This is a genomic window from Kitasatospora sp. NPDC052896, assembly GCF_044547075.1.
Taxonomy (GTDB): domain Bacteria; phylum Actinomycetota; class Actinomycetes; order Streptomycetales; family Streptomycetaceae; genus Kitasatospora.
Genome location: NZ_JBITZU010000010.1, coordinates 111,079 through 134,172, shown reverse-complemented (window position 1 = coordinate 134,172; position 23,094 = coordinate 111,079). Strand labels below are relative to the sequence as shown.

The window sequence follows — 23,094 nt, the reverse complement described above, 5'->3', positions numbered from 1 at the left end:
CGCCCAGACAACCGGTCGGGGGCGATCGGCGAACAGCTCGCCGACACGGGTACACCGGGGCACGGCCCGGGAGCCGGTGCTCGCGCCGATCACGGAGGACCGGCCGACCGACATGACAGTGCCCCGATCGCGGCCGGGGTGACGGTGGCCGCCCGGCGGGCGCCGGGCCGCTCCCCCACAGGCAGTTGCCACATTACTTAGGTATGGCTAACCTAAGCTCCCGCTCGTCTCCCTCCCACTCCCCCGTGATTGAGGAAGGCCACCCGTGCCCTCGCCTTCGATACCCCCTGCCCTGACGTCCTTGGCAGCCGCCGCACCCTCGACACCGCTCGGCCCCTTCATGGACAGTGCCGTGGCCTGGACCACCTGGGTCACCCTCATGGGCTTCGTCGGGCTGACCGCCCTCGCGTTGCTGTCCGCGGGCCCGGCCGCCGTCCGCACGGCGCCGAGCGCCCTTCCCGCGGTCACCTCCCGACTCGCCCGGGCCGGCGTCGTCCTCGGCCTGCTCGCCATCCCGGCGGTACTCACCGACCTGGCGCACGGCGCCTCGAAGAGCCATGGCTACGACTACACGGCAGCCTGGAACTCCCTCTACGACGGCAGCGGCAGCGGCCTGCTGTCCGGTCTCGAGGTCACCCTCTCCCTCGTCGGCGCCGCCCTGATCGCCCCGCTGGCGGTCCGTTCGATCGCCGCCGGCCAGGCGCGCCGATGGCTGCTCGGGACCGGCCTGGCCGCGGGTTCGGTCGCGCTGGGCACCACCAAGTTCCCCACCAAGGTGCCTGCCGACTGGGGTCGCACCGGCTTCGAGACCCTGATGTGGATGCTGCACCTGCTGGGCGGCGGGGTCTGGCTCGGCGGCCTGGCAGGCCTGCTGCTGATCGCCGCCCCCGGCGTGATACCCACGGCCGAGCGGCGCGCCTTCTGGTCGCTGGCCATCCGGCGCTTCTCCGTCTGCGCCATGAGCTGCGTCGCCGGCATCACCCTGTCCGGCCTGTTCCTCTACTGGGAGCACGTGGACGGGCTGAACCAGCTGGTCACCACCATGTACGGGCGCGTGCTCGGCGTGAAGATCCTCATCTTCGGCGGCCTGCTGCTCCTCGGCCTGTTCAACCAGTTCTGGCTGCATCCCCGGATCGAGGCCCTGCGCGACGAGGGCGACGAGCGCCCGCTGACCAGGCTGCTGCTCCGCGAGTTCCGCCTCGTGCTCGCCGTCGAGGTCCTGCTCGGGGTGTCCCTGCTCTTCGTGGCCCCGTTCCTGCACGGCTCCGCCCGCAACCAGGCCTTCCAGGCGCAGGCCGCCGCGCGCTCCGCCCAGCCCGTTCCGGCCAAGAAGCTGCCGAAGCTCGCAGCGAAGCAGGCCAGCACGTCCACCTGGGCCTGGGGCACCGCGGAGACGATCGCCGTGGTCGCCCTGATGGCCGGGGGCTACCGCTTCTCCGGCCAACTCGCCCGCCGCCGCTCGACCGTCACCTCCCTGTCTCCCCTTCCGGACTGATCCGGAACAGGACCCCCGCGTCGAGCCGTGGAGCTGGACGGGGGTCGGGGGTGGCGGGAAGGGGCGGGTCGGCCGGCCCGCTCGGCCGGGGCGCTGGGCGAGCGATGTCCTGATCTCGCTCCGCAGGGCGCTGCCGGGGCGCGCCGCGGTCTGGCAGAAGAGCTTCCAGTGGGCCGCGTCCGGCTTCTCGGCGACGCTGGTCCGGGTCGTGTTATCGAAAGCAACTACCCTCCGCCATGGCGGAGTTCACCGACATCGCGGCCCGGAAACCTCGAGATCCCCAACAGGGTCGAACTCACGGGTTCCAGGGACCGCGGCCCCAGGACGCCCTCTCCAGGCGAGGGCGTCCGTGAGGCAGCAGTATGCCGACTGCGGCGTGATCCAGCTCTCGGCGATGTCATCGGTGTCAGTCAGGTCACCGTATCGCGACGCCGGATCACGCTTCGCCGGTCACGGAGAAGGTCTTGACCGAGCGCGTCCTCGATCCATCGAGGCGTCCAGGAGTGGCGGCCCCTCAACCGCCTCTCCGCGGTCGTCAAGACCCATCACTGCTCCTGATCAGTCCTCGTAGCCGCCGCCCTCGCCGCCCTCACCGCCCTCGCGGCCGCCCTCGTGACGGTGGACCACTCGGAAGCTGGCCACCACTCCCTTCTCGACGAAGACATCGTCGTTGCAGTGCGGCTTTACGCCGTCGGCGGAGCTGTGGGGCCCGACGGTGGCGATGGGAGCGCCGTTGTCACAAACCGCCCCACTGAAGACCTCGACGGTCTTGTGGCTGTCGTTGCGAATGTTCAGGCTCCGGGCGCCCAGGCCGCTGACCACGGTGATGCAGTCGCCCGCGCGGGAGGAGTACGACCGCTCGTTGATGTGGATGCGGCCCTCCCGGTGGTGCCGACGGTGGTGGCGGTGCCCGCCGCCACCACCCTCGTTGCCCTTGCCCTCGTTGCCCTTCCCGTTGTTCCCGTTGTTCCCGTTGTTTCCGTCGTTGCCGGCGGGAGCGACCACCTGCTGGACGGCCGGGGCCGCCTGGGCCGCCTGGGTCACCGGCTGGGAGGCGGCAGAGGAGTAGGTGAGGCCGGTCACGGCCATGGCCGCGGCGGCACCGAGGGCCGCCGTGACGGCGGTGGCTCGGGTGATCTTCATGGAACTTCTCCTGTCTCTGTCGGCTGGTACCGCCGACCTGATCTCAGACGGTCGACTGGACCGCCGACCCGTGATTTGAACGTACTGACGGCGGTCATATCGGGCATATCGAAGGGCCGGCACCGGGGAGCCAAACGGGGCATCAGGGCAGCGCGAACCAATCTGATGAATCGTCAGATTTATATGAACATAGGGAGATTGACGTGACATTGGCCCTTCCAGGTGACTGCTGACACCTGCTCACTCCTTTGGCGGCAGGGCGCCTGGAAGGGCCGACGCGACGAGGTGAGCCACCTTCAGGGGACGACCGCCTCCGCGGACACCTGCCGCCCCGTCATCGGCGTGGGCCGGACCCGCTCACCCCGGTTCCTCGCCTGCGGGCAGCCGGCCTGAGGGAACGCCACATCCCTGGGGTCGCGGTTCAGTCAGACCGCTCCCGGGCCGGCCTGGCCGGCCCTGTCCGGCCCTGCTCGCCGGGCCCCGGACGGCCGGGGCCCGGCGCGCCGGCGACGCCGCAAGCGCCCCTGACAGGCCAGGCCGGGCCGGACACGCAACGCACGGACGCCCCCGCGACCAGCGCTCGCCGCCCCCACCCGCCTCAAGAACTGACGGCCTGAGGACTCGGGAGCAGGAGTAAGGAGAAGCACGGATCCTCATCAGCGCGCGCAGCGGGCCGGCTGGTCCACTCGACCAGGGGCGGAGGACCTCCTGGCGGCGTCCAGGGCCAAGGAGGACCGGGAAACGGCGGCCAGCGGACGGCGGCCGCGGCCAGCCGGAGGCCCTGGGTTCGACCGGTGGACCGGTGCCGGCATGCGCCGGCGGCGGGGCGCGGGCTCGACCTCTTCCCCGCACGGGACGACCGCGCCCGCGAGGCCCGCCCGTCCCGCACCACCGGCTTCACCCGCCGCCGCGCCGCGCACCCCCGCGAGGGACACGGGCTCCTCCGGTACCGTGCGCCTCACTGTCAGGGGAGGCCGGGAGGTCCGGCGAGTCATCCGGCGGCCCCGCGGGAGCCCCACCTCGGCAGCGGGGCCATGGGGCGCGGGGTCCCGGACACGTGCGAACCGGAACCGGACCGACCCTCCGGTCCGCACGGTCGCCCGCCCCCTGCCAACCGGATGATCCTCTTGACGCCCCCGGGGGCGCTGACCAGCGGGCCCCATGCCGTGGCCGATGGGCCAGCGGGGTGATGTGCGGCGACATGGTCGGCAATGTGGTCGCGAATGGTTTGCCGGGCCATGTCTCGTACCGCATGATCGGCCGTATTCGGTCATTTTCGATCCCGGGCAGCCGGTGCGGTGGCCCTTACGTCTCCTCCGGCCGGGCGCACGAGCAGGGCCCGGGAGCCGCGGTCCACGTCAGGGAGAGACGGCATGTCGCAACCCTTCGGCAGGACCCGCTGGAAGCGCTTCGCCGTCATCCTGCTGCCGTCCCTGGCGGCCACCGCGGTTCTCGCCGCCGGCGTGGCCCAGAACGTGCTCGCCGCGTCGTTCCTCATCTCCGGGGAGGAGTTCAAGCTCTCCGCCGACGAACTCCACGGTGAGGGCTTCAGCCTGTACGGCACGGTGGACCTCACCCGTGAGCACGTCCAGGTGCCGGTCGCGGTGACGGGGTTCGAGTCCGCCACGATCCACGGGCTCTGCCAGTCCGCCGTCTTCCCGATTCCGGTCCTCGGCCCCTACACACTGCGGCTCACCGGTGGCCGGCGACCAGCCACCGCGAAGGGATTCTTCATCGACTCGAAGCGCCTGGCGGCCGACCAGGCGAGCAGCCATCGCCTCGACATCGGGGTGGCCGCCGGCTCGCTCACCAGTGGCGAAGTCAGCCCGGGCGATCGGGACTCGCGCTTCTTCAACCCCAACAGCCTGGCGCAGCAGGCGAGTTCGATCAACCTGACCAACGTGCGGGTGACCGCGGTCGCGGTGTCCGCCGGCAGCCTCGACGTTCCCGGGCTGGACGTGTCGCTGGTGCGAGGCCGGAACGAGTGCTTCTGACCCCTCCGTCCCGACGACACGCCCCGATCCCGCCGACAGCACAGGGAGTCGCCACGTGTGGAACGCGACCACGGCCCCGCGCTCCGGGCCGCGCGAGGCGATCGCCACGGCCCGGCGGGAGTTCCGGGCCTGGCGCGGCACCCGCCCGTTCTGGGCCGGCCTGCTGACGCTCAGCGCCGGCCCGCCGATCCTCTACTTCCCCTACACGCACCTCAGCCTGGGCAGTCTCGGCCTGGCGCTCTCCACCACCGCGGGCGCGGGCTCACTTCTCATCGGGAGCCTGTTGATCACGCTGGGTCTCACGCTCTGGTTCCAGCAGCAGCTGCGGACCTTCGCCGGGGTCGCGACGATCCTGCTCTCACTGGTCTCCGTACCGGTCGCCAACTTCGGCGGTTTCCTCCTGGGCCTGCTGCCCGGGCTCATCGGCGGCTCGCTGGCCTGCGCCTGGGCCCCGCCGGAGGACTGACCGTCACCACCGGGGCCCGGCCCGGTCAGGAGATGGGCGTCGGCAGGTCCCCGGCCAGAAGCATCTGCGGGACCTGGCTGAAGTTCCAGCCGTCACCCTGCCGGGTGAACACCCAGACCACGTCGAAGCGCGCGTCCGGCCAGGTGGCGGGCGGTGTCGGGGTGACCGACCCGAGATGGGCGACGATCGCGGGGATGCTCTCGTGCTCCCAGGCGACCAGGACGTCGCCGGAGGCGGCGAGCAGGGCGGACGCCAACTGCGCCTCCTGCCCCTTGGCGAACTGGGTGTCCGGCGTGCCGCCCAGGACCGCCGCGACCGGGGTGACGGTCTCCCACGGGCGCTTGCTGGCGCCGCTGGGATCGGCGGCGTACACGCTGGTGGGCCGGGTGAGCCCGGGGCGCGGCGTGGCGGGGGCGCCGGTGGCGGTGCGCGGGGCGAACAGCCCGGCCAGGGCGCCCGCGCGGGTCCAGCCCTGCACGGTGAGCGACTTGTCGTCCTTGTCGCCGTCGGAGGTCACGCCGTACGGAGAGCCCGAACCGGTGGGCTTCTCGGCGTGCCGGATCATCATGAGCACTTGCGGGCCCGCACTGCTGCTGGCTGCCGCCAGGGCGCCCACCGGCTGCTCGGTCGCGGCGGCGGTCTTCGCCTTGGCGTGATCCGAGCAGCTGCTGAGGGCGGGCACCGCCGCGGCTGCCGCCACCATCGCGAGCATCGCTCGCCGCCGGGGCCGGGCGTCTTCTGCCATGTCTACTACCTCCATGCAACGTCGCTTCGATCAAGGGTATTCGGCGCGTGACGGCGAGGAGGACGTGGCTTGGTGCTCGCTCCCGGAGCGCGCACGGGGCCGCGACCGTCCCGGGGACACCGTCCCGCGAACTGGCCTGTGCGCGAAGGACGGTAGGGGCCTTCGTGGTGGAAGTCATGTGGGTCCGGGCGGCTGCGGACGGGTCCGTCGGCCCGGCCCTGGAGAGCACGGCGCACGTTCCTGACCACCGTCACGGACGCCCGACTCACAGGGAATCCACAAGATCCTGCCCTACCGTCGCGCGTGATCCGCCGGATCACCCGACACCGGCAGCCAACCGAGCGCGCGCCGCCCACACACATCCCACGGCGATGTGGCCGCGCTCCGCCCGAAAGTGAGCACCGACGCGATGCCCAGGACCAGAACCCAGCGGGCCCTCGCTCCTCGCGCGACGGCAGCCGGGCGCACCGGCGTGCCGCTCGCGGCCCGCGAGGGTCGGAGCCCGTCCGACGGCTCCCGCGGCGTTCCCGCGCCGAGCGGCGCCCTGTCGGTGTGCTGGTCGAACGGTGTCCGGGCTTGAACGTCTCCTTGCTCGACGGCTGGTTCCCCTGGGCCCTCCAACTCGCCGCCGCCGCGGTCTTCCTGCTCGCGCTCGGCTGGCGGGACCGGCGCTGGCGGCTGCGCCGGGCACCGATCGCCCTCGCCGTCGCGGCGCTGGTCACGGCGGTCGGCGCGGCCACGGTGCCGGCGCTGGCCGGGATCAACGACCCGATCCCGTCCGCTCTGTGGCTGTGGATCGGCGTGACGATCGCGGCGTTCACCGTGCTGGGCCTCGGCTGGCGCGGCGCCCGCTGGTGGCGACGGCTGCTGGCGCCGGTGGCCGCTCTGCTGTCCCTGGTGGCGGCGGCCAACGCGCTCAACATCTCGACCGGTTACTACCCGACGCTGGACGACGCGATCGGTGAGCTGAGCGGCGCTCCGCTGCCGGACCAGATCACCCTGGCCCAGCTCGGCACGATCCACGGGCGGACCACCACCGGCCGGATCGTCCAGGTGGACATCCCGGACACCGCCAGTGGCTTCGCGCACCGGCAGGAGCTGGTCTACCTGCCACCCGCCTGGTTCCGCAGTGTGCACCGGCCCAAGCTGCCGGTCCTGGAGATGATCGGCGCCGAGTTCGCGGCGCCCGACAACTGGATCCGCGCCGGTGACGCGGTGAAGACGGCGGACGCCTACGCGGCCAAGCACCACGGCTTCGCCCCGGTGCTGGTGTTCGCGGACGCGACGGGCGGTTTCAAGGTCGACACCGAGTGCGTGGACGGCCCGCACGGCAACGCCGAGGACCACCTGGTCAAGGACATCCCGCCGTACATCGAGAAGACCTTCGGCACCGCCACCGACCCGCACAAGTGGGGTGTGGCCGGCTGGTCGATGGGTGGCACCTGCGCGATCGACCTGACCGTCGAACACCCCGGCGTGTTCACCCACTTCGGGGACTTCTCCGGCGACCACGGTCCGTACATCGGCGACCAGGAGAGCACCATCCAGCAGCTCTACGGCGGCAACGCGGCGGCCTGGGCGGCACACGACCCGGCGACCGTGCTCGCGCACCACGCCAAGTACAAGGGCGTCTCCGGCTGGTTCGAGGACGGCGACCAGGAGCACAGTCAGATCAGGGCGGCACAGGAGCTGAGCGCGGCGGCCAGGAAGGACGGCATCCGCACCGTCGTCACCACCGGCTCCGGCTCGCACACCTGGCAGACCGGCGCGGCCTCCTTCGCCCAGGCACTGCCCTGGCTCTCCCAGCAGCTCGGTCTGCAGGGCACCCACCCGTAGGGCGTCCGAACCCGGGTGGGGCCGCACCGGCTCCGCCTCGGCCTCGACTCCGAGCGGTGGCCCGCCGTCAACCGCGGACGGGACAGTCATCCGGTGGGTGACTCATCGTCAATCTTCGCTGGTTCGCGCTGAATTCGTGCCATGCTGCGGCCGTTGCTTCGTCCTCGAAGCTCCGGGTATCCGAAACAGCTGCCCCCAGTGAATCGAGCGGCGTGGTCCGCGCCACCCAAGGAGTACAGATGTCCCTGTCCCGTGTCCTGTCCCGAACCCGGTCCCGTGTGCTGGCCGTGCTGGGCGCCGCGGCGGTCGCGAGCGGGCTGGCGGTCGCCGTTCCGGCGGTGCCCGCCTCCGCCGCCGGGTCGTTCGTGGTCAGCGAGGCACAGTTCAACCAGATGTTCCCGGACCGGAACGCCTTCTACACCTACCAGGGCCTGGTCAGCGCGCTGAGTGCCTACCCGGGATTCACCACCACCGGCAGCGATGCGGTGCGCAAGCGCGAGGCGGCGGCCTTCCTGGCCAACGTGAGCCACGAGACCGTTGGCCTGAGGTACGTCGTCGAGCAGAACACGGCCAACTACGGCCACTACTGCGACCGGAGTCAGCCGTACGGCTGTCCGGCCGGCCAGGCCGCCTACTACGGGCGCGGCCCGCTGCAGCTGAGCTGGAACTTCAACTACAAGGCGGCCGGTGACGCCCTGCACATCGACCTGCTGCACAACCCGTACCAGGTGGAGCGGGACCCGGCGGTGTCCTGGAAGACCGGTCTGTGGTTCTGGAACAGCCAGAACGGCGCCGGGACGATGACCCCGCACGACGCGATGGTCAACGGCAGGGGCTTCGGCGAGACGATCCGCAGCATCAACGGCGACCTGGAGTGCGACGGCAAGAACCCGGACGAGCGCAACGACCGGATCAACCTCTACAAGCGGTTCGTCGGCGTCCTCGGCACCGACGTCGGCGGCGGCGACCTCTCCTGCTGATCGGCCGAGGGGAGCGGGACTCGCCCACCGTTCGCTGACGGTCCCCCAGCCGGGCCGGCGCCGGAGTACAACGGGGCTGGTCGGGGCACAGGTCCGGCGAGATATCCGCGGCACAGTCCGTTGAACACAGGAGGCAACAGATGGCAGGAACACTGAAGAACGTCACCGACGCGAGTTTCGAGCAGGACGTCCTCAAGAGCGACAAGCCCGTTCTGGTCGACTTCTGGGCCGAGTGGTGCGGCCCCTGCCGGCAGATCGCGCCGAGTCTGGAGGCGATCGCGGCCGAGCACGGCGACAAGATCGAGATCGTCAAGCTCAACATCGACCAGAACCCGGCGACCGCCGCGAAGTACGGGGTCATGTCCATCCCGACGCTGAACGTCTACCAGGGAGGGGAGGTCGCCAAGACCATCGTGGGAGCCAAGCCGAAGGCCGCCATCGAGCGGGACCTGGCCGACTTCCTCGGCATGTAGCGATTCGGGGGCCACGACCGGCGGTGGCCGACCACGCGCGTTTCGGCCCCGCGTCGTCGGGGCCCTCCGACAGCCGCCCGGGACGCGGGCGCGGCAGGAGGGCCCCGACACGACTGTCGTGAGCCGGCCGCTCCGGTGGGTCCGGTGGCGCGGCGGCCGAGCGCCGAGGTCCGGCCGCGCGGGCCGCGGTCAGCGAGGTCAGGGCCGCGATCCTGGCGCTGATGGCCAACGGCCTCAAGGGCGAGGTGATCGCCAAGTGGATGGGGCTGTCCGTGCGCGCCTGCCGCGGTCACATCGCCGGCCTGCCGGACATGCTCGACGCCCACGGCCGTTTCCAGGCCGGGGTGATCGCCGCCCGCGCCGGGCTGCTGGAGCCGAAGGGCGACGGGGCCTGACCGGACGGCTTGTCCTCGGACGTACTGCCCGAGGGCGGTAGGCACTGCCCGCTTCTCAGTGCTGCGTGCTGGCGCCGGACATGGAGGTGACCGCGTCCGCCACGCTGCTCCGGTAGAGGCCCAGCTTCGGCTCGAGCACCCGAGCGCCGGTGCCGATCGGGAAGTTCTCGATGTCCGCGAGGGGCATGTTGGTGCCGTCCCGGTCGGCCAGCACGTTGAGCTCGTTGATCCAGGACAGGGTGCCGGTGGTGGCGCCGCTGGGGTCGAGGTCGATGACCGCGTAGGCGCTCTGGCCGGCCGGGAGCGGGAACCGCAACGTGCTGCCGGGCCCGCCCGGAACCGTCGGGATGACGTTCTGGCTCTCGTCGGCGGAGGCGGAGTTGCCCAGGTCGACCCCCGGGTGGGAGCTCAGGCTGCAGGCGTTCGAGCCGGCGTTGTGCACCTCGATCACCCGCTGGGTGGCGGCCCCGGGGCGCGCCGTCACGTGGATCGAGAGGTGCTGGATGTCGCACGGGTGGGCGGCGGCGTAGGCGTCACGCCCGGTACCACCGGATCGTGCGGCACTCGACGGGCTCGCGGCGGACGGTGTGCGCCTCGCGGCCGCGACGGTGTGCGACAGTGCCCCCGCCGCCGGTGCGGCGGCCGCGGCCGCGGGTGCGGCGGGGACGGGAGCGCCGGAGGCCGGGGCGCCCGCCGCGCCCGACGGCGCGGCGGCCACCACGGCGGACGAGGCCGCCGCCGAACCGCTCGCCGCCGTGTCGTCGGGCCCGCAGGCGGTCAGGGCGAGCCCCGCCCCGGCGACGAGGACGGCGGACAGGAGCAGCGGGCGACGGCGGCGGACGGACATGGTGGCTCCCCGGTGGCGGTGCGGTGCGCGTTGACTCGGACGCATCCCAAGACGGCGGAACAGCCGCCGTGGGTGGCACGATCGGTGTCACAGTCGTCAGGACATTACCCGGACGAGGCTGTGACACTCCGTCAGCCGCCGAGTGGTTGACGCGGCGCCGGCCGCTCCCGCCACCCCGCCCCCTCCCGCTGTCGCGCCGTGGTCGGCTACAGGTTGGGGTTGGTCGGGGTGCTGCTGGCGGAGGGGTGCCAGTCGAACTGCTGGTAGATGCTGGCGTTCGCGCCCGGCGTGGAGCCCATGAGGTGGTACGAGCCGTTCGGCCCCGGCATGCCCGTGGCGAGGAGGCAGGCGTTGGCGGCGTTGCAGACGCTGTGGTCGGGGCCGAGTGTCCAGCGCTGGTTCGGCTCGTTCGCGTTGCAGTCGTAGGCGGCGGCGTCAGGTCCGCCGCTGGGTCCGTTGGCGACGTGGGCCCACAGGCACCGGCCGTCGTTGGTGCTGTGGATGAGGCCGTCCTGGCTCCAGAACCAGAACTGGTTCCAGGTGCCCATGCACGGCTTGATGACGACCGGCCGGCCGTTGCCGTTCACCTGCCGGTACTCGTCCATGCAGAAGTAGGTGCCGTTGTTGGAGGGCGGCTTGTAGAGGGCGACGAGATAGCCGTAGGCGTAGGGCTGCGCGGTGGCCGGGGCCGCTTGTGCGGCGGACGGCAGGGTGAAGCCGAGGCCGAGCGCGAGTGCGAGTGGGGCGACGATCTTTCCGATGCGCTTCATCAGTTCAACTTCCTTACGATGGCGTGTCGTTGGGATGAGGGGAGCGCTTCGAGCAGTGCCGGGGCGACACCGGCGGATAAACCTGTGTGCACGAGAGACGGTAATCGATTCATATCAGCTGACGCCAGGGGTGGAACGATGCGACCTTGGACCGACACTGACGTCCCCTCGGCGGCGGGAGCGCCCGGTGGCGGTCGCGGGCTGTCACCCCGGAAGGGGCGGGCCGCCGGGCCGGGTGCGTCAGGAACCGGCGATCCCGATGATCAGGGCCACCGCCTCGTCGAGCTTGCCGACCTCCTGCGGGCTGAGCGTCGGGTTGGCGGCCCGCCGCGCCCTGGCCTGGGCGAGGTACGCCTCCTCCACGCCGCCGAGATGCCGCAGCAGCGGGAAGAGCACGGCACGGGCACCCGCGGCGACGGCGGGCATGGTGAGGGCGGCCTGCGCCAGGATCAGCGCGCTCATCGCCGTGTCCAGACCCGGTGGGCCCTGCACCGCGGTGGCCCAGTCGATCACGACCGGGCCCCGTGGTGTCAGCACGACGTTGTCGGGGTGGAAGTCCAGGTGCAGGATCCGATGCCCGGGTCCGGCGGGAAGACGCGCCGGGATCGCGTGCAACCGCCGCAGCAGCCCCGCCAGCATCGCGCCCGCCCGTTCGGCCGTGATCATGCCGTTGGCCAGGGCCTCCACCATCGTCGGGCCGGACAGCCGCTGCATCACCAGCTCACTGGCGGCCGTCCCCGGCCAGACGGCGGGCACCGGGAACCCGTGCTCCGCCAGGTACCCCATCACGGCCATCTCAGCCGTGGCGTCATCCCCGCCCCGGTAGCGACGCAGCACCCGCCCGTCGTCCAGCGCGAACACGTCCGCCGTCCGGCCGGCCCCCACCAACTCGCCGATTCTCATGCCACAGAACCTAGCCGGGGCCGGACCGGCGGTACCGGACCGGACCGCTTCGGACCCGTGGGTCACAGCCGCGGGCGCACCGGGCGAGCGAGCAGGCGGGGGCGGGCGCGCGGTTGCGGTAGGCCGGGCTCCGTCGGTCGTCCGGTCGGTCGCCGCTGGCGACCCGGCACCCGCGCCGGGCGGCGTTCAGCTCCCGGACAGCACCGCGCTGAACCGCTTCCCGAAGGTGTGAACGTCGCCGGGCCAGCGGGCCGACACGTAGCGGCCGTCCTGGACGACGAAGGCGGGCCGCTCGTCGTCCGCGCTGTCACGGCGCAGGCCGCCGGCCTTGCGGCGGGCGTCGGGCAGGCCGGCGGTGACGTCCTGGAAGTCGGCGGGATCCCTGAGCGCCCGGGTGACCTCCTGCTGGACGGACAGGTAGCCCTCGGGCTGGCCGGGCTCCTCCGGATAGGTGCGGTAGTAGTCCGGGTCCCAGAACCGCGTCCGCCGGGCCAGCTGCCACGCCTTCCGCTCCAGGCTCCAGGTCAGCGCGGTGGTGCGCCTGCCGTACAGCACGGACCGGCCGGTCGCCGGGTCGGTGCTGCGCGCGGCGAGCAGCACCCCGTGGCAGATCGCCGCCACGGGCAGATCGCGCCGGAAGGCCTCGACCACGTGCCCCTGGAGGGTCTCGCTCTCCAGGTACTCGACCATGCCCCGCGCCCGGTGGCCGCCCGGCAGCACGAGGCCGTCCAGCTCGGAGAGTTCGATGTCGGACCAGCGCAGCGGCGCCCGGAAGGCGGCGTCACGGCGCAGCCGCGCGTACGCCTCGGTGGCGGCCCGGTTCGCCCGCAGCACCCGCCCGACCAGCACCAGCCGGCCGAGGCCCGGTGTCCGGGCCCAGGGATCGAGGCCGCGGCCGGTGACCATCAGGTCGTCGGCGACGCCCGGCCGGCCGTCCGGGGTGGCGAACAGCACCGTGTGGCCGGCGTCGGTCAGCACCCGCCAGGTGACCGCGACCTCCGACGGGTCGAAATCCCGAGTGGGAATCGGTACGAGCACCGTCGCCATCGCGAGCGCCTGCTTTCCTGTCGTCCGCCGTCCGCCGTAGTGCCGAACACTATCGCCGCGCCGACGCCCCGCGGTCCGAGGGCGGACAACGGGCTGATGGTCGCTCAGTCCTGGGTGCCGGGTGCCGCGCCCTGGCCGGTGTCCCGGCCGCCGGGGTGGCGCTCGCGCCACACGACGAACAGCAGGGTGGCGGCCAGACACCACGCGGCCAGGACCACGTAGGGCTCGAGGTGCTGGTTGTGGTGGAAGTAGATGGCGTTGCGTTGGGCGTTCACCGACGCGCCGGGGGGCAGGAAGCGCCCGAGGAAACCCAGCACGGGAGGCAGCAGGGGCCAGGCGACCGCACCCCCGGAGGACGGGTTGCCGAGCACCACCAGGAGGAGCCAGGCCGGCAGGAGCGCCCAGCGCCCGAAGAACGTCTGGAAGGCCGTGTAGATCGCGCCGGAGGTGAACATGGTGAGCGCGCAGATCGCCCACGACTGGACGAAGGGCAGGCGCAGCACGCCGAGGACCCCGCCGATCATGGCGCAGATCGACAGGCCGCCCAGCAGCGCGTAGAGCGCCGTGAAGGCGATCCGTTCCGCGGGCTCGAGGGACTTGGCGTGCACGCCGAGTTGGATCGCGCCGACGAGTCCCAGGATGTTCGATCCCAGGGACACGTAGAAGACGGCGAGTCCCTGCGGGTCCGTGTCGGGAAGCGGCTTGACGTCCCTGACCTCGACCGGGATGCCCAGCTCGCCGCCTACCCGCGGTGCGCTCTGGCCGAGTACCCGCGCGACCGATGCCCCGGCCGCGCTGGCGACATCGACCTGGGTGCCGCTCGCGTTCTGCTGGAGGATCGCGAAGTCCCGCTGCGCGTCCACCGCGGCCCGGGCCGAGCCGTAGTCGGGATACCGGTGGAGCACCAGTGAGGTGCCCAGGGCGTGCTCCAGGGCGTTGACGAAGCGTTCGCCGCCGGCTGCCCCGCCCGTCACCGCGACGGGGATGCGGTGCGGGACCGGATGCGCCATGGCCCAGGAGTAGGCGCCCACGAAGAGCCCGGCCAGTGCCCCGACGATCAGTGAGACCACTGCGGCGGGAACGAAGGGGGAGCACGTGGGCCGCGGCCGGCCGTCTCCGCCGGACGGCTGCGGACCGGCCGCCGCGGATCGCTGCTCACCCATGGCGGGATCGTATGCCGGGCGGCGTACGATCCCCGGTTCCCCGGCGGGTGCGCCGGTGGTGTCCTGCGGCCGACCGGGTCCCGTCGCACGGGCGCTGCGGGCTTCGGGCCGTCGGTGGTGACGCGTCGTTCGCGCTTGGGTCAGCCGCGCGTGGTGGCGGCCCAGGCCGAGGCGGGCTCCAGGCGGTCCAGCAGCCCGGCCGCCGTGAAGGCGTCGACCAGGTGGCTGCGGCCCTCGGTGAAGTGGCCCCAGCTGTCGAAGTGGACGGGGACCACGCGGCGGGCGGCGAGGATGGCGGCGGCCTCGGCGGCCTGGGCGCTGTCGAGGGTGAGCAGCGCGCCGTCGAACAGAGCGGTGCGGGCGGCGCCGGCGAAGAGGACGGCGGTGTCCACGGGGGCGAAGCGGTCGGCGATCTGCTGGACCAGGGCCAGCGAGGCGTTGTCGCCGCTGACGTAGACGGTGGGCAGGTCCGGGGCGGTCAGGACGAAGCCGATCACCTCGCCGGTGACGCCTTCACAGCCCTCGGGCCCGTGCTGGGCGGGAGTGGCGGTCACGGTCAGGGTGCCGCCGTCGGGGCGGGGCAGGTCGACGCTCTCCCAGGGGGTCAGGCCCCGGGCGGTGCCGCCGAGCCGGCCCGCGCCGCCGCGCGTGGTGAGGACCAGCGGGATGTCGGTCAGCAGGGCACGGCCGGAGTGGTCGAGGTTGTCGGGGTGCTCGTCGTGGGAGAGCAGGACCACGTCGAGGGGGGCGAGTTCGGCGGGGGCGACGGCGGCGGGGGCGGTCTTGGTGAGGACGTGGCCCTGGCCCCGGGGGTACTCGCCCGGGGCGTCGAAGGCGGGATCGGTGAGGAACCGCAGCCCGCCGTACTCGATCAGGGCGGTCGGGCCGCCGAAGACGCTGACGGGGGTCTGCGCGGCGGGCGTGCTGGTCTCGGCCATCATGTCCTCACGGGTAAGTTGAATTTTTTCCGTGAGATGAAACTAGTGGAGTCTCACGGAAAAACGCAAGGCGTAACATGAGAGCCATGAAGGAGACTGCGACCGGCGACCTCGTCCACCCCGTCCCGCCGCCCGCACCGGGCGCGGAGCAGTACCGTGCGCTCGACTTCGCCAACAGCGCGCTCACCCTGCCGGGCGGCCAGCACCTGGACCTGCTCGGCACACCCGAGGCGGCGACGCGGTGGCTGGTCGAACGCGACCTCGCGCCGGACGGCGCCCGGCTGTACGAGGTGTGCGCGGCCCGGCTGCGCGCCCTGCGGGAGCAGCTGCGGGCACTGCTCGCGTCCCGGATCGACGCCCTCCCCGCGCCGGACGGGGCGCTGCGCGCCGTCAACGACGCCCTGACCGGCGCCCCCGCGGCCGCGCTGCTGCGCTGGGACCCCGCGCGGGGCCTGCACCGGGTCCGGGCGCACCCCACCGACCAGATCGTCGACCACGCCCTCGCGGTCCTCGCCGCCGACGCCGCCGACCTGCTCACCGGCCCCGACGCCGAACGGCTCGCCGCCTGCGACTCGGCCCCCTGCCAGCGCTACCTGCTGCGCACCCACGCCCGCCGTCACTGGTGCTCGGTGCGCTGCGGCGACCGCGTCCGCGCGGCCCGCGCCTACGCCCGCCGCACGCGGGCCACGGCGGACTGACCCCGGGCCGTCGGGGCGGGGCGGCCGGTGGCCCGACCCCGGCCGGACAGGACACGACCGACCGCCGGGCGTCCGCCTGCCACGCCGTCACCCGCCGACGACGGGTCAGCCGTTCTTGCCGACCGGCTCCAGGTACAGCGTGTCGGTACCGCCGGCGTCCGCACCCGTGGCGAACTCCTCCCCCGGCCAGTTCATCTTGACCGAGTGGGTCTCCCCGGGCGGGGTGATCGTCATGGTGGTCACCTTGGCACCGGGGTGGCCGTCGGGGTTGGTGCGGTACCAGATCGTGAACGTGCTGCCCTGCCCCTTGGCAAGGGTGACGGTGCCCGGCTGCTGGAAGCCGCGCGGCACGTCGGTGGCTCCCTCGCTGGTGACCAGGTTGACCCCGGCGAAGCCGTACAGGGTGCAGGTGCCGCCCTTGTTGACGAACGACACGGTGACCGAGCGCATGTCCGCCTCCGGCGGCGTGGCGTTGCCCACGGAGACGTCGGGGATCAGGTTGTCCGTGGCGCAGGAGGCGACCGCCGCCCTGCCCGCCCCGGCACCGCCCCCGGCGGGGGCCTTGGCGCCCGCGCCGCCCGCGGACGAGCCGCCACCGGTGCCGGCGGGGGCCTTGGCGCCGCTCGGCGCCGACGCCGCCTGACCGCCACCCGTGCCGGCCGACCCGCTGACGTCGTCCTGACAGGCGGTCATCGCCAGCCCCGCCACGACCAGCACCGCACCTGCCGCCAGGGCACGCTGAACACGCATCTGAAGATCTCCCGTGAGTGATGGGTCGCGGCTACCCACCGCGACCACCAGAAGCGTCACAGAGGCGATCATGATCGTCCAGCCTGCGGCGACGGCCGGGACAGAGCTGTGACGGTGTCCCGTTCCTGTCCCAGAACGCCGGCCCGAGCGACCTGAGCCGGCCCGGGCCCGTTCCCCGTCCTCCAGGCCCCACGCCCGTGCCGCACTACGGTCAACTCCCTTGCGCGGCAGAGTATTTCCGCTCAGCGCGCGTTCGGCCGGGGCGCGTCCGGATGGTCGCCCCCAGGGTCGGGCCCAACGGTGGCGGGTGGGCCGGGCACTCCTGCCGTGGCCCACCCACCGGACCTCACACGGTCAGCTCGATCGCTTCCATGCGCAGCGACTGGCCGGTGGTGCCGACGAACGCGGCGGCGGGCGTGGCCTGGCAGTTCCAGCCCTGCCAGCCGATGTTCTGCACGTGGGCGTCGGCGCAGACGGCACCGGTGGAGACGCCGATGTTGAGCGCCTCCATGCGCAGGGACTGGCCGGTGGTGCCGACCTGGGCGACCAGGCCGTCGCCGACACAGGACCAGGCCTGCCAGCCGATGTTCTGCACGTGGGCCTGGGCGCAGACCCCGCCGACGCCGGAGACCGCGATGGTCAGCGCTTCCATCCGCAGCGACTGGCCGGTGGTGCCGGCCTGGGCCCCGTCGCAGACCGCGGGCTGCCAGCCGATGTTCTGCACGTGCGCGGCGTAACAGATGTGCCGGCCGGTCGCGTTGGGGTGGGTGAGTTGCTGCTGGCGTACCGCGGCCACCACGGCGGCCTGTGCGGCGGCATCGGGGGCGGCGACCGCGGGGGCGGTGCGCGCGGTGGGGGTGGAGGCCTGGGCGGGGGCGGCCAGCGTGCCGAGCCCGGCCGCCAGCAGGGCGGCGCCGAACAGGGCGGGGATGCGCCGGTGTCGGATCATGCGGAATGTCCTCTCGCTCGTGCGGGCCGTCACCGACGGCCCGTTAGTGACATGGACATGAAGATGCTACGGGCCACCCCTCCCGGCCCGAGCGAGTTTGCCGAACTGGCGGAAAAATCACCTGAGTTGGGCGCGGGCTGGGCGGTCTGCGGCGGGTCGCCGCGTCTTGGCGGCGCAGGCCCGAGCATGGTCGATGCCACGTCGGGACAACGGCTGCGACTCGGGCCCGGCCGTGGGGGTCGCGCGTCGGCCGCTGTTTTTCGGACCGCACGGGCCCGGGCCCGTGCGGTCCGCGAGCACCCGGGGGGCTTGCCCGCACGGTAGGCGTCGGCCTGCCGGTAGTGACCTCTGACAGGACACCTTGACCGTTTGCCATTCGATCTTGACCACCAGTAGGTTCCTGCCACCTGATCTTGACCGGTGGTGGGGGAAGCGGTGGGGATTGCTGCGCGGGCGTACGGCGATGCAGTGCTGGCGGAGTTCGAGCTCGGCTTCATAGACGCCGGCGGGGTCCGCCAGCTCCCGCTAGGGCAGGGGTGGAACCGGCGGTTCGAGACGGCTGAGCCCGTGCGGAAGTTCAACTGGGCCAAGGGAGGACAGGGCTTCGCGGGCTGGTACTTCTCGGCGACGATGGGCGACCACGTGGGCTACGAGTCGTGGCTGGAGCACGACCGGCTGATCCTGCTGGACCGAGAGCCGGAGGTGGTCGGGATCGCGGGACCGCGATCTTCGAGTGGATCGAAGCCTGGTACAACATACGCAGGCTGCACAGCAGCCTCGGCTACCGCAGTCCCGCCGAGTACGAGACCGTCCTGGCGGCCTGACCACCACACCAACGGTGTCCGTCAAAGCGGAGCAAGCCCAACAAACTCCTGACCGCCTCACCTTCGAGCCTCAGAATCCTCCCCGACCGGCGCGAAATCCGCCCCTGCCCCGGCTGCGGCACCCGCTTCGTCCGGACCGCCACCAGCACCCGCACCACCTGCTCCCCACGGTGCCACGCAAGAGTCACCCGTACACGGCAAGCCGAGCTCGACCTCTATACGGACCCGGATATTGAGGACTAAAAAGCCGGAATCTGCCGGTCGGCTCTGCCGGTCGGCTCTTCTTGTCGACGGTCACGCTTGTCGGGCTGGAAGGCGGCAAAGCGGCCTCATGCAACCCTTCTCTCCTCGCACCAAGTTGGCTGTGGCTGGGTAGTCTGATCCGTACTCGTCAGTGAGGCCACGGCAAGAGTGTTCGGGTGGGTGCAAGGCGTGGCGGGGGACTTCGAACGGGGGTGTTCATGCGAGGCGATGGACAGGGCGAGGATCGAACCGGGGATGGGGACGTCCACAACGAGTTCTCAGGAGTCGGCGGCCCGGTCGTCTTAGGACGGGACTTCCTCGGTCCCGTCACGATCAACCATTCCGTGGATCCGCCGGCCAGGGCAACTGGGGATCCGGAGCTGTTGCGGGCGGCAGACGATCTGGCGTCTGCTGTCAGACGCCAGTGGCGGGAAGAGGCTGCGCTAAGACGGCTGAACGACCCTTATCCGCTTCCGGTTCGGTGGAAGCCGGCATCTGCTCAGCTTATGGAGCCCTGGCACTCGTTGATTCAGCTGGCCATGACCGGAACCGGTTGGGCGCCAGCCGCGCCGTCCGGCTGGGCGTCCGGGCCGGAAACGCTGTCCGGAGGTGACGGCGAGCTGGTGGAGGTCCTGGGCAGGGTGCCCACAGGTCGCCTGGTCGTGCTAGGAGAGCCGGGTTCCGGCAAGTCCGTGCTCCTGGTGCGCTTGGTGCTGGACCTGCTCGCGCGGCGCCGCTCCGGAGACCCGGTTCCAGTGCTGGTGCCGCTCGCTTCGTGGGATCCGGATCAGGAGGAACTGGATCTATGGCTGGAGCGGCGACTGGGCATCGACTACCCATGGCTCGGCGACCCCGGCAGGACGGGAACGAGCAGGGGGCGGGAGCTGTTTGACGCTGGCTGGATCATGCTGGTGCTGGATGGCTTGGATGAAGTCCCGGACGGTGTCAGAGGACGTGCGATTGCTCGTATCAACGACACGCTCGGGCTCCAGCCGAATCTCGCCGTGGTCCTCAGTTCGCGCAGCGCCGCGTTCGCTGACACTGTCCGGCCTCGCAACGGACCCGAGGTCAGGGTGACTGCCGCTGCGGGGATCGAGATCGAGCCGTTGGATCTGGACACCGTCGCGTCATATTTGCGTGACTCTGCTGGCGGCCCGGTCCACGAGGCCCGATGGCAGGCAGTATTCGATGCGTTAGCCGCCGAGAACGATCCCCATCCCTTGAGTGACCTGCTCACCACACCGCTCATGGCATACCTGGCTCGCGTCGCCTACTACCCATCGCTTGGCTCGGCGGATCCAAGCGCACTCAGCCTCAGGCAAGACGGCCGCCCGCCTGACCTGACGCACGACTCCGCCCGGCGATCCCAGCCAGGGCAACGCCACACTCCTGTCGGCCATCCTGTCGACCTTCTGGACCGAACCCGGTTTCCCACACCTGCCGCGCTCCAAGCGCATCTGCTGGACGCGTTCATTCCGGCCGCCTACAGGAGGCAACGGTCACTGCCCCCAGTCCCGGTCACCCGGTCCTCGCGAATGAGAGGCAACTGGACGCTGGAGCAGGCGGCCCACTTTCTGACCTATCTCGCCCGTGACCTCGAACACCGTCAGCAGGGCACCACCGATTTGAAGTGGTGGGCCCTCCCTGACGCAGCGCCAAGGATGCTGCTCGGTGCGGTCGTGGGACTCGTGGCGGTGCCAGCCGGAGTGCTGATGCCGTTCGGCGCTTGGTTGGGGGTCGGCATGGTTGTCGGCGTCGTCGTGGCAGTCATTGGTCGCCGGTGGAGTCCACCCGCCCGGAGTTTCAACCGGGGGCTCGCAGGAGGCCTGCTCGGTAGCCTGCTCGGGTCTGCTCTCGGACTCGGCATACGTGCTGCGCTGGGGATCCAGAGCCCGGCAGGGTACGTGGTCAGCGGACTCGCTCTGGGCCTCGTACCCGGCTTCCTGGGAGGCTTCCGGGCCGGGCTGGCCGGGGGGATCACGGCTTCCTTCGTAGGGGCATTCGTCGGCGAGCCTCAGATGGGGGACTCGGCGCCGCTGGCCAACAGCATCGGGTTCGCCGTAACCGCAGCTTGCGTAGTGACTTTTGGTCACAGTCGCCTTCCGGCACGTGGGCTGCGGTGGTCGCCTCTCGGTATCTTCACCGGATTGGGTGGCGGTCTCGCCCTCGGGATCGCCGTCACCATGCAGGCCGGCTTGCTCAACGGGCTGCTCTCGGGTCTGGTAGGCGCTGCCGGTGGCTCTTTCGGTGCAGGACTGGAGGCCAAGCCCGCTGAGGCGACCGCCGCAGCGGACCCGCAGACCCTGCTTGACCAAGACCGTGCCACGTTCTGGACCACAGCGTTGGCTGGCGGCCTAGCCATCGGCATTGCTGCCGCCTTTGTTATCGCATCGCTGCTGGGGCCGTGGCGGGGGGTTCTGACTGGCGTGGCCGACGGGCTGGCGACCGGCCTGGCCTGGGGATTCCTCCAGGCCAGGTACGGATCGTTCACGATTTCCCGATGGTGGCTCGCCCTACGCGGCCACGTACCGTGGCGCTTGATGCCGTTCCTTGCTGACGCACATAGGCGAGGAGTACTCCGGCAGGTCGGCTCCACTTACCAACTTCGCCACGCTGAACTGCAGCGTCGGCTTGCGGGGGAAGGCCTGAGCTGAATTCGTGTGTCGATTCAGTCCCCGCGCGAGGCTCCCTCGGCGGAAGACGTCAAACCAGTTGGGCCAGAGCGATCTGGGTCGCCGGGTGCGGTGCGGAGCCCGGGCGACCCCTGGTTGGTGATGGTAAGGCCGGAGAAGTCCCTGCCCAGGACAACGGGACCGTACTGCGTGCCCCCACTGACCTGGTTCGTCACCGCACCCTCATTCGTACGCACCGATTGGGCCTGTTGCCACCAGCTCTCCAGGGCAAGCCGAAACTCCGCGTTGAGCGCGGCACGAACAGCAAGCGCCGTACTCAACCGCTGGGCCCGCTCCAACTCGCCCGGATCCTGTGCCAGCGCCGTAAGTTCGGCCTCACCGGAACTCACTACAAGCGCACCGGTCTCGCTGTCCGCATCGCTGTGACGGAACGGCCGGCGGACCAGTGCGCTCAACGCTGTCCATGCCTGCTTCCCGGCTTCACCGCCGGCGCCGCCTGCCAGGGCCGCCAGCGCGGCGGCTGAGATCGGATCCATCACCACTCCCGGGTCAACTTGTCGGTTGTCGCGCCCGCCCACTGTGTACGGGCAGCACGCCCACAGAGCATGCCCCGTCCAATAGCAACGTGCTTCCAACTCAATGCACTTTCGGACAAGACGAGCTGACGATCTTCCAAGGCGCCCTTGCCGTCAAAGTCACCTGTCAAACGGTCAAGATCTCCTGTCAAAGGTCAGGTGGTGCGGACTCGCGGTCGCGGCGCTGCGGGGAATCCGTTCATGACGACGGCCGAACGCGCCGCGGCGCCGCTCCTGCCGGGCCTGTCCGCCCACCGGCCGGATGCGCCGGGGCAGTTCGCCTCTTCACCGCGGCCTGCTGGCCGGTCGGCGCGAGCGCTGTCCGCGCCGGGTTCCCGAGCGGCACGGCACGCGACCGGCGCAAGGTCCGGTCACGCCGTGCTGAGGCCGAGTACGGCCTGGAGGTGGGCGGCGCCGGCGGGGGTGACCCGGACCGCCCGCTGCCGGGGGCTCTGTTCGAGCCAGCCCGAGGCGGTCATGGCGGTGAGGAGCTCGGCTCCCAGCCGGCCGGCCAGGTGGTGGCGCTGTTCGCTCCAGTCCAGGCAGAAGCGCAGCAGCGGCCGGCGGACGGCCGCGGTGAGCACGTCGTCGGACACCCCGAGGGCGGCGAGCAGCTGCGGGCCGCGGGGGCCGAGCCGGTGGGCAGGCGGGTCCGAGGGGAGGTGGGCGGTCCCGTCCGGGCGGTCGGCTGTGATCAGGGCTCCCCGGTCCACCAGCGCCCGGGTCACCTCGACGCCCAGGCGCCCGGCGAGGTGGTCGTAGCAGGTGCGGGCGGCGCGCAGGGCGGCGGAGCGGTTGCCCTGGCGCAGCGAGCGGACCGGCTGGAGGGGCGCCATGCCGGCCAGGGCCTCGATGACGGCGGCGACCTGGGCCGAGGCCAGGCGGTAGTAGCGGTGGCGGCCCGACTGCTCCACCGCGAGCAGGCCGGCCTCGCGCAGCCGGGCCAGCTGTGCGCTGGCGGCCTGGGCGGTGACCCCGGCCTCGGCGGCGAGCTGGCCGGCGGGCAGGGCGCGCCCGCCGGCCAGGGCGGTCAGGATGCGGCTGCGGGTGGGGTCGGCGAACCAGTTCGCCGCGTGGGCGATGTCCGGCTCTCCGGGGCCGGCCGGGGTGGCACACATGTCCCCATCGTCGCTCACGGACGTTTCCGGCCGTGCGGAGGTGTGCCCGGGCGGCCGACCGCGGCGACGTTTCGGGTCTGGTGGAGGCGTTCGCGGCCTAGGGTGCCAC

General features: G+C 71.8%; 20 protein-coding genes and 2 pseudogenes. 10 read left to right on the top strand and 12 right to left on the bottom strand.

Annotated features, from left to right (window positions below):
• The first annotated feature begins 301 nt into the window (after positions 1 to 301).
• Positions 302 to 1,495, top strand: a complete 1,194-nt coding sequence (locus ACIGXM_RS21900; protein WP_396563326.1) for a DUF4149 domain-containing protein — start codon at positions 302 to 304, stop codon at positions 1,493 to 1,495.
• A 558-nt stretch (positions 1,496 to 2,053) separates the two neighbouring features.
• Here the strand turns inward: ACIGXM_RS21900 and ACIGXM_RS21895 are convergent.
• Positions 2,054 to 2,638: a hypothetical protein gene (locus tag ACIGXM_RS21895; protein ID WP_396563324.1), complete on the bottom strand. Its 585-nt coding sequence runs from the start codon at positions 2,636 to 2,638 to the stop codon at positions 2,054 to 2,056.
• Between the two features lie 1,373 nt (positions 2,639 to 4,011).
• On the opposite strand from ACIGXM_RS21895, the gene ACIGXM_RS21890 reads away from it, so the two are divergent.
• Positions 4,012 to 4,632, top strand: a complete 621-nt coding sequence (locus tag ACIGXM_RS21890; protein ID WP_396563322.1) for a DUF6230 family protein — start codon at positions 4,012 to 4,014, stop codon at positions 4,630 to 4,632.
• Positions 4,633 to 4,732: 100 nt separating this feature from the next.
• Positions 4,733 to 5,086, top strand: a pseudogene (locus ACIGXM_RS21885) (DUF6114 domain-containing protein); the annotation flags it as partial.
• Positions 5,087 to 5,123: 37 nt separating this feature from the next.
• Here ACIGXM_RS21885 and ACIGXM_RS21880 read toward each other — a convergent pair.
• Positions 5,124 to 5,843 (bottom strand): hypothetical protein, encoded by a 720-nt coding sequence (locus ACIGXM_RS21880; RefSeq protein WP_396563321.1) that lies wholly within the window; start codon positions 5,841 to 5,843, stop codon positions 5,124 to 5,126.
• A 576-nt stretch (positions 5,844 to 6,419) separates the two neighbouring features.
• On the opposite strand from ACIGXM_RS21880, the gene ACIGXM_RS21875 reads away from it, so the two are divergent.
• The 4 genes from ACIGXM_RS21875 (at position 6,420) to ACIGXM_RS21860 (ending at position 9,527) form a co-directional block, all read left to right on the top strand.
• On the top strand, positions 6,420 to 7,679 hold the full coding sequence (locus ACIGXM_RS21875; RefSeq protein WP_396563319.1) for an alpha/beta hydrolase: 1,260 nt from the start codon (positions 6,420 to 6,422) through the stop codon (positions 7,677 to 7,679).
• Positions 7,680 to 7,918: 239 nt separating this feature from the next.
• Complete coding sequence (locus ACIGXM_RS21870) at positions 7,919 to 8,659, top strand: chitinase (protein WP_396563317.1); 741 nt, start codon at positions 7,919 to 7,921, stop codon at positions 8,657 to 8,659.
• 140 nt (positions 8,660 to 8,799) lie between these two features.
• Positions 8,800 to 9,132 (top strand): thioredoxin, encoded by a 333-nt coding sequence (trxA, locus tag ACIGXM_RS21865; protein ID WP_396563316.1) that lies wholly within the window; start codon positions 8,800 to 8,802, stop codon positions 9,130 to 9,132.
• A gap of 221 nt (positions 9,133 to 9,353) precedes the next feature.
• Positions 9,354 to 9,527: a hypothetical protein gene (locus ACIGXM_RS21860; protein WP_396563314.1), complete on the top strand. Its 174-nt coding sequence runs from the start codon at positions 9,354 to 9,356 to the stop codon at positions 9,525 to 9,527.
• Positions 9,528 to 9,582: 55 nt separating this feature from the next.
• Here ACIGXM_RS21860 and ACIGXM_RS21855 read toward each other — a convergent pair whose 3' ends face one another.
• The 6 genes from ACIGXM_RS21855 to ACIGXM_RS21830 all read right to left on the bottom strand — a co-directional run bounded on the left by ACIGXM_RS21855 (position 9,583) and on the right by ACIGXM_RS21830 (position 15,195).
• Positions 9,583 to 10,374: a DUF4232 domain-containing protein gene (locus ACIGXM_RS21855; RefSeq protein ID WP_396563312.1), complete on the bottom strand. Its 792-nt coding sequence runs from the start codon at positions 10,372 to 10,374 to the stop codon at positions 9,583 to 9,585.
• A 206-nt stretch (positions 10,375 to 10,580) separates the two neighbouring features.
• The gene (locus ACIGXM_RS21850; RefSeq protein WP_396563310.1) at positions 10,581 to 11,144 is read right to left on the bottom strand and encodes a ricin-type beta-trefoil lectin domain protein; all 564 of its coding nucleotides are present in this window, start codon (positions 11,142 to 11,144) and stop codon (positions 10,581 to 10,583) included.
• A 240-nt stretch (positions 11,145 to 11,384) separates the two neighbouring features.
• Positions 11,385 to 12,047, bottom strand: coding sequence for a phosphotransferase (locus ACIGXM_RS21845; RefSeq protein WP_396563309.1), 663 nt, complete (start codon positions 12,045 to 12,047; stop codon positions 11,385 to 11,387).
• Between the two features lie 186 nt (positions 12,048 to 12,233).
• Positions 12,234 to 13,094 (bottom strand): type 1 glutamine amidotransferase domain-containing protein, encoded by an 861-nt coding sequence (locus ACIGXM_RS21840; protein ID WP_396563307.1) that lies wholly within the window; start codon positions 13,092 to 13,094, stop codon positions 12,234 to 12,236.
• A gap of 104 nt (positions 13,095 to 13,198) precedes the next feature.
• Positions 13,199 to 14,257 (bottom strand): ABC transporter permease, encoded by a 1,059-nt coding sequence (locus ACIGXM_RS21835; RefSeq protein ID WP_396563305.1) that lies wholly within the window; start codon positions 14,255 to 14,257, stop codon positions 13,199 to 13,201.
• A gap of 140 nt (positions 14,258 to 14,397) precedes the next feature.
• On the bottom strand, positions 14,398 to 15,195 hold the full coding sequence (locus tag ACIGXM_RS21830; protein WP_396563566.1) for an MBL fold metallo-hydrolase: 798 nt from the start codon (positions 15,193 to 15,195) through the stop codon (positions 14,398 to 14,400).
• Between the two features lie 77 nt (positions 15,196 to 15,272).
• Here ACIGXM_RS21830 and ACIGXM_RS21825 point away from each other — a divergent pair, with 77 nt between their 5' ends.
• Positions 15,273 to 15,893 carry an ABATE domain-containing protein gene (locus tag ACIGXM_RS21825; protein ID WP_396563303.1) on the top strand — a complete coding sequence of 207 codons (621 nt, stop codon included), beginning with the start codon at positions 15,273 to 15,275 and terminating at the stop codon, positions 15,891 to 15,893.
• A 105-nt stretch (positions 15,894 to 15,998) separates the two neighbouring features.
• Here ACIGXM_RS21825 and ACIGXM_RS21820 read toward each other — a convergent pair whose 3' ends face one another.
• Positions 15,999 to 16,643, bottom strand: coding sequence for a DUF4232 domain-containing protein (locus ACIGXM_RS21820; RefSeq protein WP_396563301.1), 645 nt, complete (start codon positions 16,641 to 16,643; stop codon positions 15,999 to 16,001).
• Between the two features lie 346 nt (positions 16,644 to 16,989).
• On the bottom strand, positions 16,990 to 17,592 hold the full coding sequence (locus ACIGXM_RS21815; protein ID WP_396563299.1) for a hypothetical protein: 603 nt from the start codon (positions 17,590 to 17,592) through the stop codon (positions 16,990 to 16,992).
• Positions 17,593 to 18,314: 722 nt separating this feature from the next.
• Here ACIGXM_RS21815 and ACIGXM_RS21810 point away from each other — a divergent pair.
• Together ACIGXM_RS21810 and ACIGXM_RS21805 are read left to right on the top strand one after the other, a co-directional pair.
• Positions 18,315 to 18,416: pseudogene (locus ACIGXM_RS21810) on the top strand (IS3 family transposase); the annotation flags it as partial.
• A gap of 767 nt (positions 18,417 to 19,183) precedes the next feature.
• Positions 19,184 to 21,313 (top strand): NACHT domain-containing protein, encoded by a 2,130-nt coding sequence (locus ACIGXM_RS21805; protein WP_396563297.1) that lies wholly within the window; start codon positions 19,184 to 19,186, stop codon positions 21,311 to 21,313.
• Between the two features lie 14 nt (positions 21,314 to 21,327).
• On the opposite strand, the gene ACIGXM_RS21800 is transcribed toward ACIGXM_RS21805, so the two are convergent.
• Together ACIGXM_RS21800 and ACIGXM_RS21795 are read right to left on the bottom strand one after the other, a co-directional pair.
• Positions 21,328 to 21,828, bottom strand: a complete 501-nt coding sequence (locus ACIGXM_RS21800) for a hypothetical protein (protein ID WP_396563296.1) — start codon at positions 21,826 to 21,828, stop codon at positions 21,328 to 21,330.
• 410 nt (positions 21,829 to 22,238) lie between these two features.
• Entirely contained in the window at positions 22,239 to 22,985 is a 747-nt protein-coding gene (locus tag ACIGXM_RS21795) for an ArsR/SmtB family transcription factor (RefSeq protein WP_396563294.1), read from the bottom strand.
• Positions 22,986 to 23,094 lie beyond the last annotated feature (109 nt).

Coding starts and splice junctions, on each gene's coding strand:
- ACIGXM_RS21825 (WP_396563303.1), top strand. CDS start 15,273: ATGAGAGCCATGAAGGAGACTGCGACCGGCGACCTCGTCCACCCCGTC.
- ACIGXM_RS21820 (WP_396563301.1), bottom strand. CDS start 16,643: ATGCGTGTTCAGCGTGCCCTGGCGGCAGGTGCGGTGCTGGTCGTGGCG.
- ACIGXM_RS21880 (WP_396563321.1), bottom strand. CDS start 5,843: ATGGCAGAAGACGCCCGGCCCCGGCGGCGAGCGATGCTCGCGATGGTG.
- ACIGXM_RS21860 (WP_396563314.1), top strand. CDS start 9,354: ATGGCCAACGGCCTCAAGGGCGAGGTGATCGCCAAGTGGATGGGGCTG.
- ACIGXM_RS21830 (WP_396563566.1), bottom strand. CDS start 15,195: ATGGCCGAGACCAGCACGCCCGCCGCGCAGACCCCCGTCAGCGTCTTC.
- ACIGXM_RS21815 (WP_396563299.1), bottom strand. CDS start 17,592: ATGATCCGACACCGGCGCATCCCCGCCCTGTTCGGCGCCGCCCTGCTG.
- ACIGXM_RS21870 (WP_396563317.1), top strand. CDS start 7,919: ATGTCCCTGTCCCGTGTCCTGTCCCGAACCCGGTCCCGTGTGCTGGCC.
- ACIGXM_RS21835 (WP_396563305.1), bottom strand. CDS start 14,257: ATGGGTGAGCAGCGATCCGCGGCGGCCGGTCCGCAGCCGTCCGGCGGA.
- ACIGXM_RS21895 (WP_396563324.1), bottom strand. CDS start 2,638: ATGAAGATCACCCGAGCCACCGCCGTCACGGCGGCCCTCGGTGCCGCC.
- ACIGXM_RS21855 (WP_396563312.1), bottom strand. CDS start 10,374: ATGTCCGTCCGCCGCCGTCGCCCGCTGCTCCTGTCCGCCGTCCTCGTC.
- ACIGXM_RS21890 (WP_396563322.1), top strand. CDS start 4,012: ATGTCGCAACCCTTCGGCAGGACCCGCTGGAAGCGCTTCGCCGTCATC.
- ACIGXM_RS21845 (WP_396563309.1), bottom strand. CDS start 12,047: ATGAGAATCGGCGAGTTGGTGGGGGCCGGCCGGACGGCGGACGTGTTC.
- ACIGXM_RS21840 (WP_396563307.1), bottom strand. CDS start 13,094: ATGGCGACGGTGCTCGTACCGATTCCCACTCGGGATTTCGACCCGTCG.
- ACIGXM_RS21795 (WP_396563294.1), bottom strand. CDS start 22,985: ATGTGTGCCACCCCGGCCGGCCCCGGAGAGCCGGACATCGCCCACGCG.
- ACIGXM_RS21800 (WP_396563296.1), bottom strand. CDS start 21,828: ATGGATCCGATCTCAGCCGCCGCGCTGGCGGCCCTGGCAGGCGGCGCC.
- trxA (WP_396563316.1), top strand. CDS start 8,800: ATGGCAGGAACACTGAAGAACGTCACCGACGCGAGTTTCGAGCAGGAC.
- ACIGXM_RS21850 (WP_396563310.1), bottom strand. CDS start 11,144: ATGAAGCGCATCGGAAAGATCGTCGCCCCACTCGCACTCGCGCTCGGC.